The following is a 15,167-nucleotide window of genomic DNA, read 5'->3' as shown; positions in this document are numbered from 1 at the left end:
TGGATATTATTATCGTATCTGCATCAACAGTGGCTACAAAGATTAGTGGGTACAAAGTTGAACAGCAAGTGCAAAGAGGAAATAGTAACCACAATGACTCAAGTACTTGGTACGGCTGAACAACGGATGATTCACAGTGGACATACCTGGGATCAGTTTAAACTAATCCAGAAAGGCTTTGAAGGATTTCCGGGTGTTCGGTTGTTTTACTACGATGGAACAGTTGAAATTCTAATGCCAGGACGTGATCACGAAATGTTTGCCAGCTTCATTGGCTATCTAGTCATGACGTTTCTGCTAGTAAAAGGGATTCGTTTCAAACCCACTCGATCCATGACCCAGGAAAAAGCAGGCGTGGCATCAGTTCAAGCGGATGAATCTTATTGCATTGGTGACTCTAAACCGATTCCTGACTTGTCAATTGAAGTTGTCTTTAGTAGCGGTGGTGAGGGCAAATTAGCTCGATACAAAGAGCTAGAAGTCCCTGAGGTTTGGTTTTGGGAGGATGGTGTATTCAGCCTCTACCATCTTCGGGAAAATCGGTATGAGCGGATCGATCGCAGCGAATTGCCAGGCTTAGAGGAGTTAAATATTGCTTTGCTCAATCGATGTGTGCTAATGGCTGAAACAGATGAAGGAGCAGCCGTAGCAGAATTTCGCCGTGGTATTAGCGGGTAAGGGGAATCAGCGGGTTTTACAATTCGCTCTGCGAAGCTCTGAGGAATTTAGCAAAGTTAAGTCCACAAAGATCGCACTTGCTTGCTTCGGGAAGGGGATGGCATGACTTCAACTCTCCGGTACAGTAGGCGGTGTTAGCCTTGGAACACCTTTGCCGATGATGTCTTCTTCTCCGCCTCTCGTTCTGACCCTCAAATTAGACCAATCCATCTTTGATCGGTTCAACGAGTTGCGTCAGCAGCACTTTCCTCCCACCAGAAATTTTATACCTGCCCACATCAGCCTCTTCCATGCGCTACCAGGTGAGCAGGAATCGAGCATTCGGCAGACGGTGCAAACGCTGTGTTCACAAACTCCAACCCTGCCTCTCGAATTTCCGAAGCCCCGGTTTTTAGGCAAAGGAGTAGCGGTAGAAGTTCAGGCTCCTGAATTGGGGCGGATCCATCAACGGTTGGCAACCCAATGGAGCGACTGGCTCACGGCTCAAGATCGCCAAGGCTACCGACCGCACATCACTCTCCAGAACAAGGTTGCGTCGGACGAGGCAAAGCAGTTGTACGAGCAACTCACCGAGGAGTGGGAACCCCTCAACGGAGTCGGAGAAGGACTGCTGCTCTGGCAGTACCAGGGCGGGCCTTGGGCACTAGTAGAGGAGTTTCTGTTTCAAGGCACAGACCTTAGCTCGTCCAATGCTTCGCCCGTTCGACCGCATTCTGCCACATCCTAAAATGCGCGATCGCATAATCGCTATCTCCCGGTTCAAACACACGATCGAGCTGACGGTGATCCATTAATTCTTGGCTGCTCTGCCAGAATCCGCTTGCCAATCCTGCGGCAAAGGCGGCTCCTTGTACCGTTGTATCTTGCATCTTGGGTCGCTCGACAGGAATGCCTAAAACATCTGCCTGAAACTGCATCAGAAAATTGTTCTGACAAGCACCTCCATCCACCTTCAGTCGCTCGATCTGTACAGCACCAGAGCGATGAATGGTTTCTACCACTTCTTTGACCTGAAATGCGATCGCTTCTAAAACAGAGCGCACCATGTGTTGTCGCTGTACCCCTCCGGTCAGCCCCAAAAATGCCCCCCGCGCTCCCATGTCCCAGTGCGGTGCGCCTAAGCCGCTAAACGCAGGCACAAAGTAGACTCCTCCGTTATCGGGCACTTGTTGCGCTAAAGCTTCGGTTTCAGCCGCTGTGCGAATGATCTGAAGACCATCGCGTAACCACTGAACGCACGCTCCTGTTGTGAACATACTGCCTTCTAGGGCATAGCTCGCGCTCTCGTGTCCCGTCGCATCAGTTTGAGTCCAAGCTATGGTCGCAATCAGTTGATCAGAACGGACGATCTGAGTTCCGGTATGAGCAACCAAAAAACTACCCGTTCCGTAGGTACACTTCACCAAACCGGCGCGATCGCACCCTTGTCCAAACAGAGAGGCTTGCTGATCCCCTAGAATTGCCGTAATTGGAATTTCTGCCCCTACTACGTCAGAATCGGTCGTACCAAAATATCCCAAACTGGGTTGAATATTAGGCAACAGATGTGCCGGAATGCCAAATAGGTCAAGCAGTTGAGCATCCCACTGCCGGGTCGTGAGGTTAAACAACATCGTGCGGCTGGCATTGCTGTCATCGGTTGCATGTACCTTGCCCCCTGTCAGCTTCCACAAAATCCAGGTGTCAATCGTGCCTGCAAGCACATTCTCTAAGTTCGTATCAGCCGTAACGACATGTTCTAACAGCCAAGCTAATTTCGTGGCAGAGAAATAAGCATCCATCACGAGTCCCGTTCGGTCTAAGATCTCTGCCGCGTAGCCCTGCTCCTGCAACTGCTGACACTGGGGGGCCGTGCGGCGATCTTGCCATACGATCGCGTTGTAAAGCGGTTGCCCAGTAGTTTTATCCCACAGCAAACAGGTTTCACGTTGAACTGTTAGCCCGATCGCGTGAATGTCTGAAGCTTGTATCCCAACGTGTTGAACTGCCGACTGGATCACGGTACAAGTAGTTTGCCAAATTTCAAGCGGATCGTGTTCTAGCCATCCAGGATGCGGGTAGTGCTGAGTTAATTCCTGATATGCCTGACTGATGACACTGCCCGCCGCATCGAACAGAAACGCGCGATTTCCTGTTGTTCCTAAATCGAGTGCCAGAATGTAACCAGAAGATGCTGCCATTGTTCTTTGCCCGCAACCAATTTCACTCTACAGCGCAAAGTGGGCGTTATTTCTTCTGTATTGATGGTTTACGCTCTGTTTCGTGTCAACACGGTTTAATTTCAACGCGGTTTAACTTCAGCAAGGGCAAGCGTATTCAAAGGCGAGATCTATCTTGAGATCCACCTAAAGAGAGAAGCAAAGAAATCAGCGCGTCATCTAGATCAATGCTTACCCGTCTTAACACTCTTGAGTATCTAAAATTAAGTTAAATTCTGTCTCGCTTGCGAGCAATCACTTCTATAAATTGGGAATGACTCCAAAAGCAATCCCGACTGATCCTTCCTCAACCGAAGCCTATCTCTTTCCGACCTCTTTTGCTCAGCAGCGCTTATGGTTTTTTGATCAGTTATCGCCGCAAAGTGCCGTTTACAACGTGCCTGCCGCCATTCGGCTTACAGGGTTGCTGAATGTGAGTGCCTTGCAGCAAGCCCTAAATGAGATTGTTCGTCGCCATGAAACGCTGCGATCGACATTTCGGGTGGTGGATGGACAGGTCGTTCAAGTGATTGCGGCTCAGCAGAGGATTGCTTTGCCTGTGGTAGATGTTCAACAAAGCTCACTAGACTCATCTTCACCAGACTATAAGCCGCTAATTTTGGAGGAATCGCAACACCCGTTTGATCTGACCCAAGGAGCGCTAATTAGGGCTAAATTGCTGCGCTTTGACTCCACAGATCACATTCTGTTGCTCACCCTCCATCACATTGTTTCAGATGGCTGGTCAATGGGTGTGATGATGCGAGAACTAGGTATGCTCTATACCGCTTTTGCTGATGGAAACCCGTCTCCGCTCCCAGAGCTACCTATTCAATATGCAGATTTTGCCCATTGGCAGCAGCAGTGGCTTCAGGGTGACGTGCTGGAAACGCAGCTAGACTATTGGCGACAGCAGTTAGCGGGTTTGCCTGCGATCGATCTACCAACCGATCGATCCCGTCCGGCAGTTCAGAGTTATCGAGGAGCAACGCAATATTTAGAGCTGTCTCCGAGCTTGACCGAGGCGTTAGAACATCTGAGTGGGCAAACTGAAGTGACGTTGTTTGTAACATTGCTGACAGCGTTTCAAATCTTACTCTTTCGCTATACGGGACAAACCGATTTAGCAATCGGAACGCCAATCGCCAATCGTAACCATAGCCAAACCGAAGAATTGATCGGATTCTTTGTCAATCTATTGGTGATGCGAGCAGATTTATCGGGTCAGCCCACGGTGCGATCGCTATTGCATCAGGTGCGATCGATTGCGCTAGATGCTTACAGCCATCAAGATCTGCCGTTTGAGCGCTTGGTCGAAGAGCTTCAGCCAACGCGGAGTTTGAGCCACACGCCCTTGATTCAGGTGATGTTTGCGTTGCAATCGGCTCCGACTCCACCGCTAGAACTGACTGGGCTAACGCTGGACTATATGGAGGTCGAAAGCCAGGTTGCTAAGTTTGACTTAACGCTGTCGTTCGAGAACACCGGACAGGGGCTGAAGGGATCATTAGAGTACAGCACCGATCTATTTGATGCAGTGACGATCGAGCGTTTGCTACAACACTTTGAGATTTTGTTGGCCGGAATGGTGGCGAACCCTGATCAAGCGATCGCAGAACTACCATTATTGTCAGCCACAGAACGGCAACAAGTACTGATCGATTGGAATCAGACTGAAGTTGACTACTCACAGAAATGCCTTGTGCATCAGCAGTTTGAGGCGCAGGTTGAGAAAACACCTGACTGCATTGCGCTCCAGTTTTCGACGCAGCAGTTGACCTACCGCACGTTAAATGCGCGAGCCAATCACCTGGCGCACGAGTTGCAACGGCTCGGCGTGAAACCGGATGTATTGGTGGGGCTATGCTGCGATCGCTCTTGCGAATGGGTGATAGGCATGTTAGCCATCCTCAAAGCTGGAGGAGCTTACGTTGCCCTTGATCCTCATTCTCCAGATGAACGTTTGAAGGCGATGTTACACGATGCTGGGGTCGCGATCGTATTGACGCGATCTCATCTGGGCGACAGCTTGCTGGCCTTAGATAGGCGATTAAAAGATGAGCGATTAAAGGTGATTGATGTTGCGAACTTTGCGTCGCAGGATTCAGGAAAAATACAGCACAGATCCGACAATCCGGTCAGTCAAGTTGCAGCAGACGATCTGGCTTACGTCATTTACACCTCTGGCTCAACAGGTCAACCAAAAGGCGTTCAAATCGAGCATCGAGGATTGCTCAATCTAGTGAGTTGGCATCGGCAAGCGTTTCAAGTTTCACAGAACGATTGTGCCACCCAAATTGCGGCTCCTGCGTTTGATGCCTGTGCATGGGAAATTTTTCCTTACCTCACCGCCGGAGCCAGTCTCCACTTCCCCGACGAAGTGACTCGGCTATCTCCAGAAAAATTACGAGATTGGTTCATTGCTCAACGCATTACGATCGGCTTTCTACCGACGCCGCTTGCCGAGTCACTATGGTCACTGGATTGGTCGGGTACGTCGTTGCGATCGCTCCTGATTGGCGGCGATCAGCTCCGTCAACTGCCCCCCGCTTCATTACCGTTTACCGTTGTGAACAACTACGGTCCGACTGAGAATACGGTCGTGACAACATCGGGCGTGGTTTCTGCGGGAGAAGCACCAACGATTGGCCGCGCGATCGCCAACACGCAACTGTACGTGTTAGACACCCATCTACAGCCTGTCCCAATTGGGGCAAGGGGTGAACTGTACGTTGGCGGAGAGGGCGTAGCACGGGGCTATTTGAGCGGTTCAACGGAATCCTTTATTGCCAATCCGTTTTGTGGGAGTTCGCGGCTTTACAAAACAGGAGATTGGGTACGCTATCGAGCCGACGGACGCTTAGAGTTTTTAGGTCGCGGCGATGATCAAGTGAAGATTCGCGGCTTTCGGATTGAGCTAGGAGACATTGAGCGTGCCCTAATGGAGCATTCAACTGTCCGGGAAACCATTGTTTTGGTTCAAGAAATTACGCCCACAGATAGGCGATTAGTAGCGTATGTCGTCTTAGATTCAGCAGGGGTGCAAAAGGGGAGGCTACGCCAATTTCTAAAAGCAAAACTGCCGGAATACATGATTCCGTGGAGGTTTGTGGAAGTGGATGCCCTGCCACTGACGCAAAACGGCAAAGTTGATCGTCAAGCTTTGGCAGCATTAGACGTAGCTTATCCTGAGGTAGAACCGATTGCGCCGCGAACGCCGATCGAAACGTCACTGGTGCAGCTTTGGACAGAGGTATTAGGGCGACCCGTTAGTCTCTATGACAACTTCTTTACCTCAGGCGGACATTCCTTACTTGCCACGCAGCTTACGTCTCGCATCCGAGACAGCTTGCAGGTGGACGTTCCTCTACAACTGCTGTTTGAGTCGCCAACAGTCGCGGAGGTCGCAGAGTATATTGAGACCGTTCGTTGGGCGACCGCCGTGCATCCTACTGAGATCAAGCGCGACGAACTAGAAGCAAAGGATTCCCGTGAGGAGGTCGAGTTTTGAAAACAGTCGAATTTTTAGCTTATCTGCGAAGTCTGGATATTCAGGTTTCTGCCGATGGGGATAAACTACGCTGCAATGCTCCTGAAGGGGTTCTCACACCAAATTTACAGAACGAGATTCGCGATCGCAAAGCAGAATTGATCGCTTTTCTGCACCACGCTAAAACGACACTCCAACCGTCCGAATTTCACCGATCCCCTCAGCGCACCTCAGCGCCACGACTGTCTTTTGCACAGCAGCGGCTGTGGTTTCTAGAGCAACTTGTTCCCGGAAATGCGTTCTACAATATTCCAACGGCAATGCGGTTGACGGGAGCGCTCAATATTGTTGCGCTAGAGCAAAGTTTTAACGAGATTGTTCGTCGCCATGAAACGCTCCGCACGAGTTTTCGGATGCAAGACACCCACCCAGTACAGGTGATTGCGCCTGATATTACGCTGTTGCTGCCCGTGGTTGATTTACGATCTCTAAGCTCAGAAGAGCAATCTGCTCAGGTGCAAACGCTCGCGATCGCTCAGTCTCAACAGCCGTTTGACTTGGCTCAAGCTCCGCTATTGCGAGTGAAATTGTTACAACTCGATCAAGCAGACTTTGTGTTGTTGTTGACGTTGCATCACATCATTTCAGATGGATGGTCGATCGGGGTTTTGGTGCGCGAGTTGGGGACGCTATACAGCGCCTTTGCGAATGAACAACCTTCTCCGTTAACCGATTTACCACTCCAGTACGCCGATTTTGCCCATTGGCAGCGAAACTGGTTGCAGGGAGACGTTTTAGAGTCTCAGCTAACCTACTGGCGACAGCAACTTGAGAATTTACCGACGCTAGACTTGCCAACAGATCGACCCAGACCTGCTGTTCAACAGTACCGAGGGGCAACGCGATCGCTAGCACTTTCTGCCGATCTGAGCCATGCTCTAGAAACCTTGAGTCAGGATTCAGGCGTAACGCTGTTTATTACGTTGCTCGCGGCCTTTCAAACGCTACTGTGTCGCTACACGGGACAAACAGATATTGCGATCGGTTCCCCAATCGCAAACCGCAATCGCAGTGAGATCGAAGGCTTGATTGGCTTCTTTGTAAACAGTTTGGTGATGCGAACCGATTTGTCAGGTGATCCAACATTCATCGAATTGTTGGAGCGATCGCGGCAAGTGGCGCTTGATGCCTATGCTCACCAAGACTTACCGTTTGAGCGGTTGGTCGAAGAACTTCAGCCCGATCGCGATTTGAGCCGCAACCCATTATTTCAAGTGGTGCTGGCGCTGCAAAATGCGCCCGGAGAAGCACTAGAGTTACCTGGAGTCATACTAAATTCAATCGAGTTTGATCCGGGAACAACACGATTTGATCTGGAGTTTCATGTCAGCCATTCTACGCATTTGGGAGATTTGACAGGCGGCACAACTGAACTGACAGTACTCGCGGTTTACAACACGGACTTATTTGATGCAGCGACGATCGCGCAGATGCTCCAGAGCTTTCAAACTTTACTCACTAGCATTACCACAAATCCAAATCAATCGATTTCAAGATTACCAATTCTTACCACTAATGAATATCAACGTCTAGTGAAATGGAACCGCACTCAGGTTCCATACGCTACAGATCAGTGTATTCATCAGCTATTTGAAGCTCAAGTAGAACGCACACCAGATGCACTTGCAACCGCTTCTGCAACGGTGCAGCTAACCTATCGCGAATTAAACGGTCGCAGTAATCAACTCGCCCATTATTTACGATTACATAACATTACCGCTGAAACTCCCGTTGGTCTCTGTGTCGATCGCTCTCCTGATTTACTCATCGGATTACTCGCTATTCTTAAGGCTGGAGGTGCTTATCTGCCGATCGATCCAGCTTATCCTTCAGAGCGATTAGCGTTTATGCTAAATGATGCTCAAGCTGTAATTTTGCTGACTCAACAGCATTTAATCGATCGGTTCCCTGGTGGTTGCGATTCTTTGAAGCAGCGCGTTATTTGTCTTGATCATTGGGATACCTTTGCAGCTTATAGTCAGGAAAATCCCAATACCTGCATTACGGCGAGCAATCTGGCTTACGTCATCTATACGTCTGGCTCCACAGGTCAGCCCAAAGGAGTGTTAGTCGAACATCGAAGTTTGCTGAATCTAGTATTTTGGCATCAGCACGCCTTTAAAGTTTCGGCAAGCGATCGCGCGACTCAAGTCGCTGGAATTGCCTTTGATGCTTGTGGTTGGGAACTATTTCCCTATCTTACGGCTGGAGCCAGCATTCACATTCCCGACGACATCACCCGAACCTCACCTGCGCACTTGCAGGCGTGGATGGTTGAGCAACAAATCACAATTAGCTTTCTACCTACCCCCTTAGCTGAGAAAATATTTGATCTCGATTGGTCAAACAGTAGTGCGTTGCGGTTCCTACTAACGGGCGGTGACAAACTGCGTCAATTACCCGTTGCCCTGCCATTTCCCGTAGTGAATAACTATGGATTGACAGAAACAACGGTTGTAGCAACATCAGGACAAATCACAGGCGACGTTCCAACGCTTGGAGATGCGATCGCAAACACGCAACTTTATGTTCTCGATGCCAATCTTCAACCCGTGCCGCTTGGCGCAAAAGGAGAGCTTTACGTTGGTGGTCACAGCCTAGCGCGGGGCTATCTCAACCGTTCTGAGCTAACGGCTGAACGCTTTATTGCCAATCCGATTAACCCTGAATCACGACTCTACAAAACTGGTGACTGCGTGCGCTATCGAGCCAACGGACAGTTAGAGTTTCTCAGTCGGTTGGATGAACAAGTCAATCTTCGCGGCTACCGAATTGAACTTGGAGAAGTTGAGACAGCGTTAGCGCAACATCCTGCAGTGCAAGCTGCGATCGCGATCGCCGATGAGCATGAAGGCGACCCTCGTTTAATTGCGTATGTGACGCAACGCCCTGGCCCCCTTGACGCCGATCAAACAACAGAATTGCAAGCTGAGCAAGTGTTACAGTGGCAAATGCTGTATGAAGAAACCTACGGTCAGCCTGCTCCGGCTGATCCAACCTTTAATATCATTGGGTGGAACAGTAGCTACACCGGACAACCGCTTCCGGCTAAACAGATTCAGGAATGGGTCGATCGTCGCGTTGACTACATTCTGTCATTACAGCCTCAGCGAGTGCTAGAAATTGGCTGTGGTACAGGGCTGATGTTGTTCCGACTTGCTCCACACTGTACCCAATACTGCGGAACCGACTTCTCTGAGGTTGGCCTTCGCTCTATTGGTCAGCAGTTGTTTAATGGCTCACTTCCACACGTCGAACTGCTGCAGAAAGTGGCAACTGATTTTGATGGAATACCACCAAATTTTGATGCGGTGATTCTCAATTCGGTTGTGCAGTATTTTCCTAGCATTGAGTATTTGGTGCAGGTAATAGAAGGTGCAATTCAGGCGTTGCGCACCCCTGAAGGCTCATCTACTCCGTCTGGCTTTATCTTCTTGGGCGACATTCGGAGTTTGCCATTGTTAAAAGCGTTTCACACCTCGGTACAGCTTTATCAAGCAGAATCGTCGCTGGATAAAGCCCAACTAGGGCAACGAGTTCAGACCCAAATCCTTCGAGAATCAGAACTCGTGATTGACCCCGCTTTTTTTCAGGCATTGCGCGATCGCTTTCCTGAAATCACTTACGTTCAAATCGATCTAACCGAAGGACATCACCACAATGAAATGACGCAGTTTCGCTATAACGTGACGCTGCATATCGGAACCGAAGTCACGGCTCCAACCGATTCTCCAACGTGGCTGAACTGGACGAACGATCGCTTAAGTCTCTCCAGTGTGCAGCAGCTTCTACACGAACAGCCCGACGTTTTAGGAATCACTCAAATTCCAAACGCGCGGTTGTCTCATGCAATGCAAGCGGTGCAATGGTTAGAGGACGCAGAAGCTCCTGAGACGGTCGGAGAATTTCGCAGCATGCAGAGTACATCAGGCGTAGATCCTGAAGCCTTGCGATCGCTGATCAACGAATTACCTTATACGATTCGGTTGTGTGAGTCAGTTTCTAGCGCTGGACATTATGATGTTTTGTTTATTCACAATGACAATAAAACAACGCCTGAATTTCCGTTAGTAAAGCATTCTAATTCTTGGCAGTCTTATGCTAATAATCCTCTATATGCTAAGTTAGCAGCGCATTTAGTTCCTCAGTTGCGATCGCACTTAAGTAAAAAACTGCCCGATTATATGATTCCTAACCAATTCATCGTTCTGGAATCATTTCCATTAACTCCGAATGGAAAAATCAATCGTCGCGCTTTGCCTAAGCCTGAGGGGAATCGCTCTCAATCCGTTAAAGCCTATGCACCACCCCGCTCTGAAGTTGAACAACGGCTGACCGAGATTTGGTGTACTGTGCTGAGTCTAAAGCAGGTCAGTGTCTATGATAACTTTTTTGAACTGGGGGGGCACTCGCTGTTAGCAACTCAACTGGTCTCTCGCATTCGTGACATCTTTGAGGTTGAGTTACCCCTACGTAGCTTATTTGAGACGCCAACAATAGACGGATTAGCAAACGAGATTGAACGCTTGCAAAACAGTATGGTTAAATCCAAAGTTCCCGCGATCGTGCCGCTTTCGCGGGAGAGTTATCGTGTCAAATTATCATCCCTTCAGAACGATCCGAAATGACTCAAACGCTCTCTCATGCTGATTCAGAAGCCGAAGTTTTCGTCCTGCCAACCTCCTTTGCTCAACAGCGACTTTGGTTTCTCCAGCAATTGATGCCCGAAAATTCGGCTTATAATGTGCCGCTTGCAGTCCAGCTTAGCGGTGAACTGGATATCGCCGCTCTAGAGCAAACGTTTAATGAAATTGTGCGCCGTCACGAGTCTCTACGGACGAATTTCAAAATGATAGGAGGGCAGCCGAGGCAAGTCGTGCTGCCGCAGTTGACCTTGCCTCTGCCAGTAATCGATCTACAAAATTTGCGACCAGCAGACCAGCAAGCAGAAGTTGAACGACTAACAATTGAAGCATTTCAGCATCCGTTTGATCTGGCTCAAGACGCGCTGTTGCGGGTGAAGCTGCTGCAATTAGATCAGACAACCTATGTGCTGTTGCTCACAATGCATCACATTGTTACGGATGGTTGGTCGATCGCCGTGTTGATTCGTGAACTAGAAGCGCTCTACATTGCATTCGCGGCTGGGCATCCTTCCCCGTTAGCCGAGTTGCCAATTCAGTACGCTGATTTTGCTCATTGGCAGCAAGACTGGCTCCAGGGAGAAGTGTTGGCAAGCCAACTCGCCTACTGGCAACAAAAACTAGAGGGTGCAGCTCCTATTTTGGAATTGCCGAGGCTAGGGGAGAAAAACCAATCTGTGGTTCCTGCGTTGCACTCTGCGTTTAGCGAAAAGTTTGAGGGCGCACGTGAAGCGTTAGTGTTGCCCAAAGCGTTGAAGTCAGCGATCGCTCAATTGAGCGATGAAGCAAACGCGACTCCATTCATGACTCTGCTAGCTGCGTTTCAAACATTACTCTTTCGATATACCGGACAAACTGATATTTCTGTCGGCTCTCCGATTGCAAATCGCAATCACAGCGAACTTGAAAACTTGATTGGTTTTTTTGCAAATAGCGTGGTCTTGCGAACAAATCTATCAGGCAACCCTACGTTTCTAGATTTGCTCAACCAGGTGCGAGAAGTCGCATTGGGCGCATATGCTCATCAAGATTTGCCGTTTGAAAAATTGGTAGAAGCCTTGCAACCCGATCGCGACTTAAACCGCAATCCTCTGTTTCAAGTGGTATTTGCGCTACAAAACTCGCCTGCTGAGTCATTAGAGTTGCCTAAGTTAACCTTGAGTCCTGTGCCTGTCGATCCGGGTACAGCCCGATTTGACTTGGAGTTTCAAATTGTAGAATGTTTAGACACACTGGGCGTTGTGGCAGTCTATCGCACTGATTTATTTGATCAAGCCGCGATCGCACGCATGCTGAAGCACTTTCAAACATTACTAGAAAACATCGTGGCGAATCCGAATCACCACCTGTCTGATCTACCAATCTTGACGTCCGCCGAGCAACATCAACAGTTACAGTGGAACGCAACTGAGGCAGAGTACCCCAAAGACTGGTGTATACATGATTGGTTTGAAACGCAGGTCAATCAAACTCCCGATGCCGTTGCCGTTGTTTTTGCAGACCAACAGCTTACCTATCGTGAACTGAGCGATCGCAGCAATCAACTCGCCCATTCCTTACAACAAATGGGTGTTGTTCCTGATCAGTTGGTGGGAATTTGTGTGGAGCGATCGCTTAATATGCTGATCGCGGTTCTGGCCGTTCTGAAAGCCGGAGGTGCTTACGTTCCGCTCGATCCAACCTATCCTACAGAGCGTCTGCAATTCATGCTCCAGGATGCTCAAGTTTCTATCTTGCTCACTCAGCAATCGCTAGTCGATCGGTTTGTAGAATTAGGACAAACTGTGATCTGCTTAGATCAGCAAAAATATCAACTCGGCAGCAACCCTCCTCTCAGCCGCGTTACCGCTAACAATCTTGCCTATTTGATTTACACCTCTGGTTCTACCGGACAGCCGAAAGGTGTACTTGTCACTCATCAAGGATTGTCTAATCTTGCTCAAGCTCAACACCAAATTTTCAATGTGCAACCGAGCGATCGCGTTCTACAATTTGCGTCTCTTAGCTTCGATGCGTCAATCTTTGAAATCGTGATGGCATTGACGACTGGAGCAACTCTCTACTTAATCCAATCTGCTTCGCGATTAGGAGCAAACCTGGTTCAATTTTTGCAGGAGCAGCACATTACGCATGTGACTCTTCCTCCTGCTTTGCTCACCCTTTTACCCGAATTGCCCGATCTCAAAGTCGTCATCGCGGCTGGAGAAGCTTGTTCGAGCGAGCTAGTTGATCGCTGGGCAACGCGTCGCCGTTTTTTCAACGCTTACGGACTGACTGAAACCAGCGTTTGGTCAACCATTGCTGAACTGAAAGTGGGCCAAACCGTAACGATTGGACGCGCGATCGCAAACACTCAACTCTATGTCCTCAATTCCGATCTCCAACCTGTGGTGATTGGGGTTCCTGGAGAACTATACATTGGCGGTGACGGACTCGCAAAAGGCTACCTCAATCGCCCCAATTTGACGGCTGAACGCTTTATTTCCAATCCGTTCAAACCTGATTCACGCCTGTACAAAACTGGCGATCGCGTCCGCTATTGCTCTGATGGCAGCCTTCAATTTCTCGGTCGCGTAGATGAGCAAATCAAGCTTCGCGGCTATCGGATTGAACTTGGAGAAATTGAAACCGTATTGAAACAACATCCTGCGATCTCGGCGGCGGTGGTCGCTGTTCAAGTTGCAGAAAAGACGGTTGAGGAAAAGCATATTGTGGCTTGCGTTGTGCCAAATTCAGCCGCAACGCCCCAATTAAGTTCCCAGTTAAAGGCATTTCTACAGCAACAATTACCTGCTTACATGATTCCCTCGGTCATTGCCATTCAGTCCACGTTACCCCTGTTACCGAATGGCAAGATAGATCGCCAATCTCTTGCTACCTTGTCACTTAATCCTGCTGCGGTTGCTCCCCGGACTGAGACAGAAGTAACTCTGGCAAAACTTTGGGCTGAGCAGCTTGGCCTCACAGAAATAGACGTGACCCAAAACTTTTTTGACATGGGCGGAGATTCTCTCAAAGCCATGCGTCTGATGGATCGAATTCATCAGCACTTTGAGCAAGTTGGAGCGCTGCCGCTCTCTAGCTTATTTCTTGCTCCTACAATTGAACAATTAGCACAGCAACTTGATCAAGCGAATTGTTCAACTTTTGCGTCTGAAATTCCTAGCTTGGTGTCGCTTCAGCCCACAGGTTCAAAGCCGCCCTTCTTTTGCGTACATCCCATCTTTGGTACTGTTTTTCCCTATTACCAGTTGGCGCAACAGTTCAGCGCTCCAACGGACTCCGCGAATCAAACCTCTATTGCTCAAAGTACTTTGGAGCTTGGTACAGCCAATCGTCCGTTTTATGGGTTGCATCCGATTGGACTAGAAGGTCATTCACCTCATACGACGATCGCAGAGATGGCAGCCTACTACATTAAAGCGATTCGCCAAATTCAACCCGAAGGCCCTTACTACATTGGTGGATGGTCGTTTGGTGGGGTAGTTGCGTTCGAGATGGCGCAGCAGCTTGAACAAGCCGGACATGAAGTTGCACTACTGGCAATGCTTGATACCGCAAGTCCAGGGCATCAGCTCTCTTACCGAGATAATTTCAACGTGCTAACCACCCTTACGCGATCGCTGCTTCCTTTTCTAATCGATTACGGTTGCTTGCTCAAATCTTCTCTTCAAACTCAGGTTCAAACTCAGAGCACACAATTTTTGTCTAGTTTCCTCAAGTCTTTTCGGCGGCAACCGAGGGGCGACAACGAACTTCGCGCAGCGAACCCCGCTGAAGCTTGGCACAGCCAATCGCAATTGCTAAATGAGCTATCCTTACGTCCCATACTTCAAACTTACCGTGCCAATGCTAAGGCATTCCTGAGCTACAGTCCTCAATGGTATTCCCGTCCAATCACGCTATTCAAAACCAGCAAAACTAACCAAAATTCAACGTTAGGCTGGGAAAAGCTGACGAAGGAGGTCAACCTTTGTCCGATTCCAGGAAATCACCTCACGATGCTAAGGAGTCCTCATGTTCAATACTTAGCCCAACAGTTAAAGCAACGCATGGAGAAGGGCAGCTAAAATCGTGATCAAGGGCATCGTGATCAAG

6 protein-coding genes are annotated in these 15,167 nt (G+C 49.1%); 5 read left to right on the top strand and 1 reads right to left on the bottom strand.

From position 1 onward, the window contains the following. Positions 1-93: 93 nt before the first annotated feature. Both AC5JLB_RS22150 and AC5JLB_RS22145 read left to right on the top strand, forming a co-directional pair. Positions 94-678: a Uma2 family endonuclease gene (locus AC5JLB_RS22150; RefSeq protein WP_495875993.1), complete on the top strand. Its 585-nt coding sequence runs from the start codon at positions 94-96 to the stop codon at positions 676-678. 157 nt (positions 679-835) lie between these two features. Continuing rightward, positions 836-1,405, top strand: coding sequence for a 2'-5' RNA ligase family protein (locus AC5JLB_RS22145; RefSeq protein ID WP_495875992.1), 570 nt, complete (start codon positions 836-838; stop codon positions 1,403-1,405). On the opposite strand, the gene glpK is transcribed toward AC5JLB_RS22145, so the two are convergent. Beyond that, positions 1,356-2,858 (bottom strand): glycerol kinase GlpK, encoded by a 1,503-nt coding sequence (glpK, locus tag AC5JLB_RS22140; protein ID WP_495875991.1) that lies wholly within the window; start codon positions 2,856-2,858, stop codon positions 1,356-1,358. The genes AC5JLB_RS22145 and glpK overlap by 50 nt on opposite strands. Positions 2,859-3,150: 292 nt before the next feature. Between glpK and AC5JLB_RS22135 the strand changes: the two genes are divergently transcribed. From AC5JLB_RS22135 to AC5JLB_RS22125, 3 genes are read left to right on the top strand one after another with little or no spacing between them, the layout of a single operon-like run. Continuing rightward, entirely contained in the window at positions 3,151-6,387 is a 3,237-nt protein-coding gene (locus AC5JLB_RS22135) for a non-ribosomal peptide synthetase (RefSeq protein ID WP_495875990.1), read from the top strand. Continuing rightward, positions 6,384-11,054, top strand: coding sequence for an amino acid adenylation domain-containing protein (locus AC5JLB_RS22130; RefSeq protein WP_495875989.1), 4,671 nt, complete (start codon positions 6,384-6,386; stop codon positions 11,052-11,054). Before AC5JLB_RS22135 ends, AC5JLB_RS22130 begins: the two co-directional genes overlap by 4 nt. Then, positions 11,051-15,139 (top strand): non-ribosomal peptide synthetase, encoded by a 4,089-nt coding sequence (locus AC5JLB_RS22125; protein WP_495875988.1) that lies wholly within the window; start codon positions 11,051-11,053, stop codon positions 15,137-15,139. The genes AC5JLB_RS22130 and AC5JLB_RS22125 overlap by 4 nt, the downstream gene beginning before the upstream one ends. The last annotated feature ends 28 nt before the right edge of the window (positions 15,140-15,167 follow it).

It is taken from the genome of Myxacorys chilensis, from assembly GCF_059505265.1.
The sequence above is the reverse complement of the archived record's forward strand: the minus strand, read 5'-3'. Positions and strand labels throughout refer to the sequence as shown.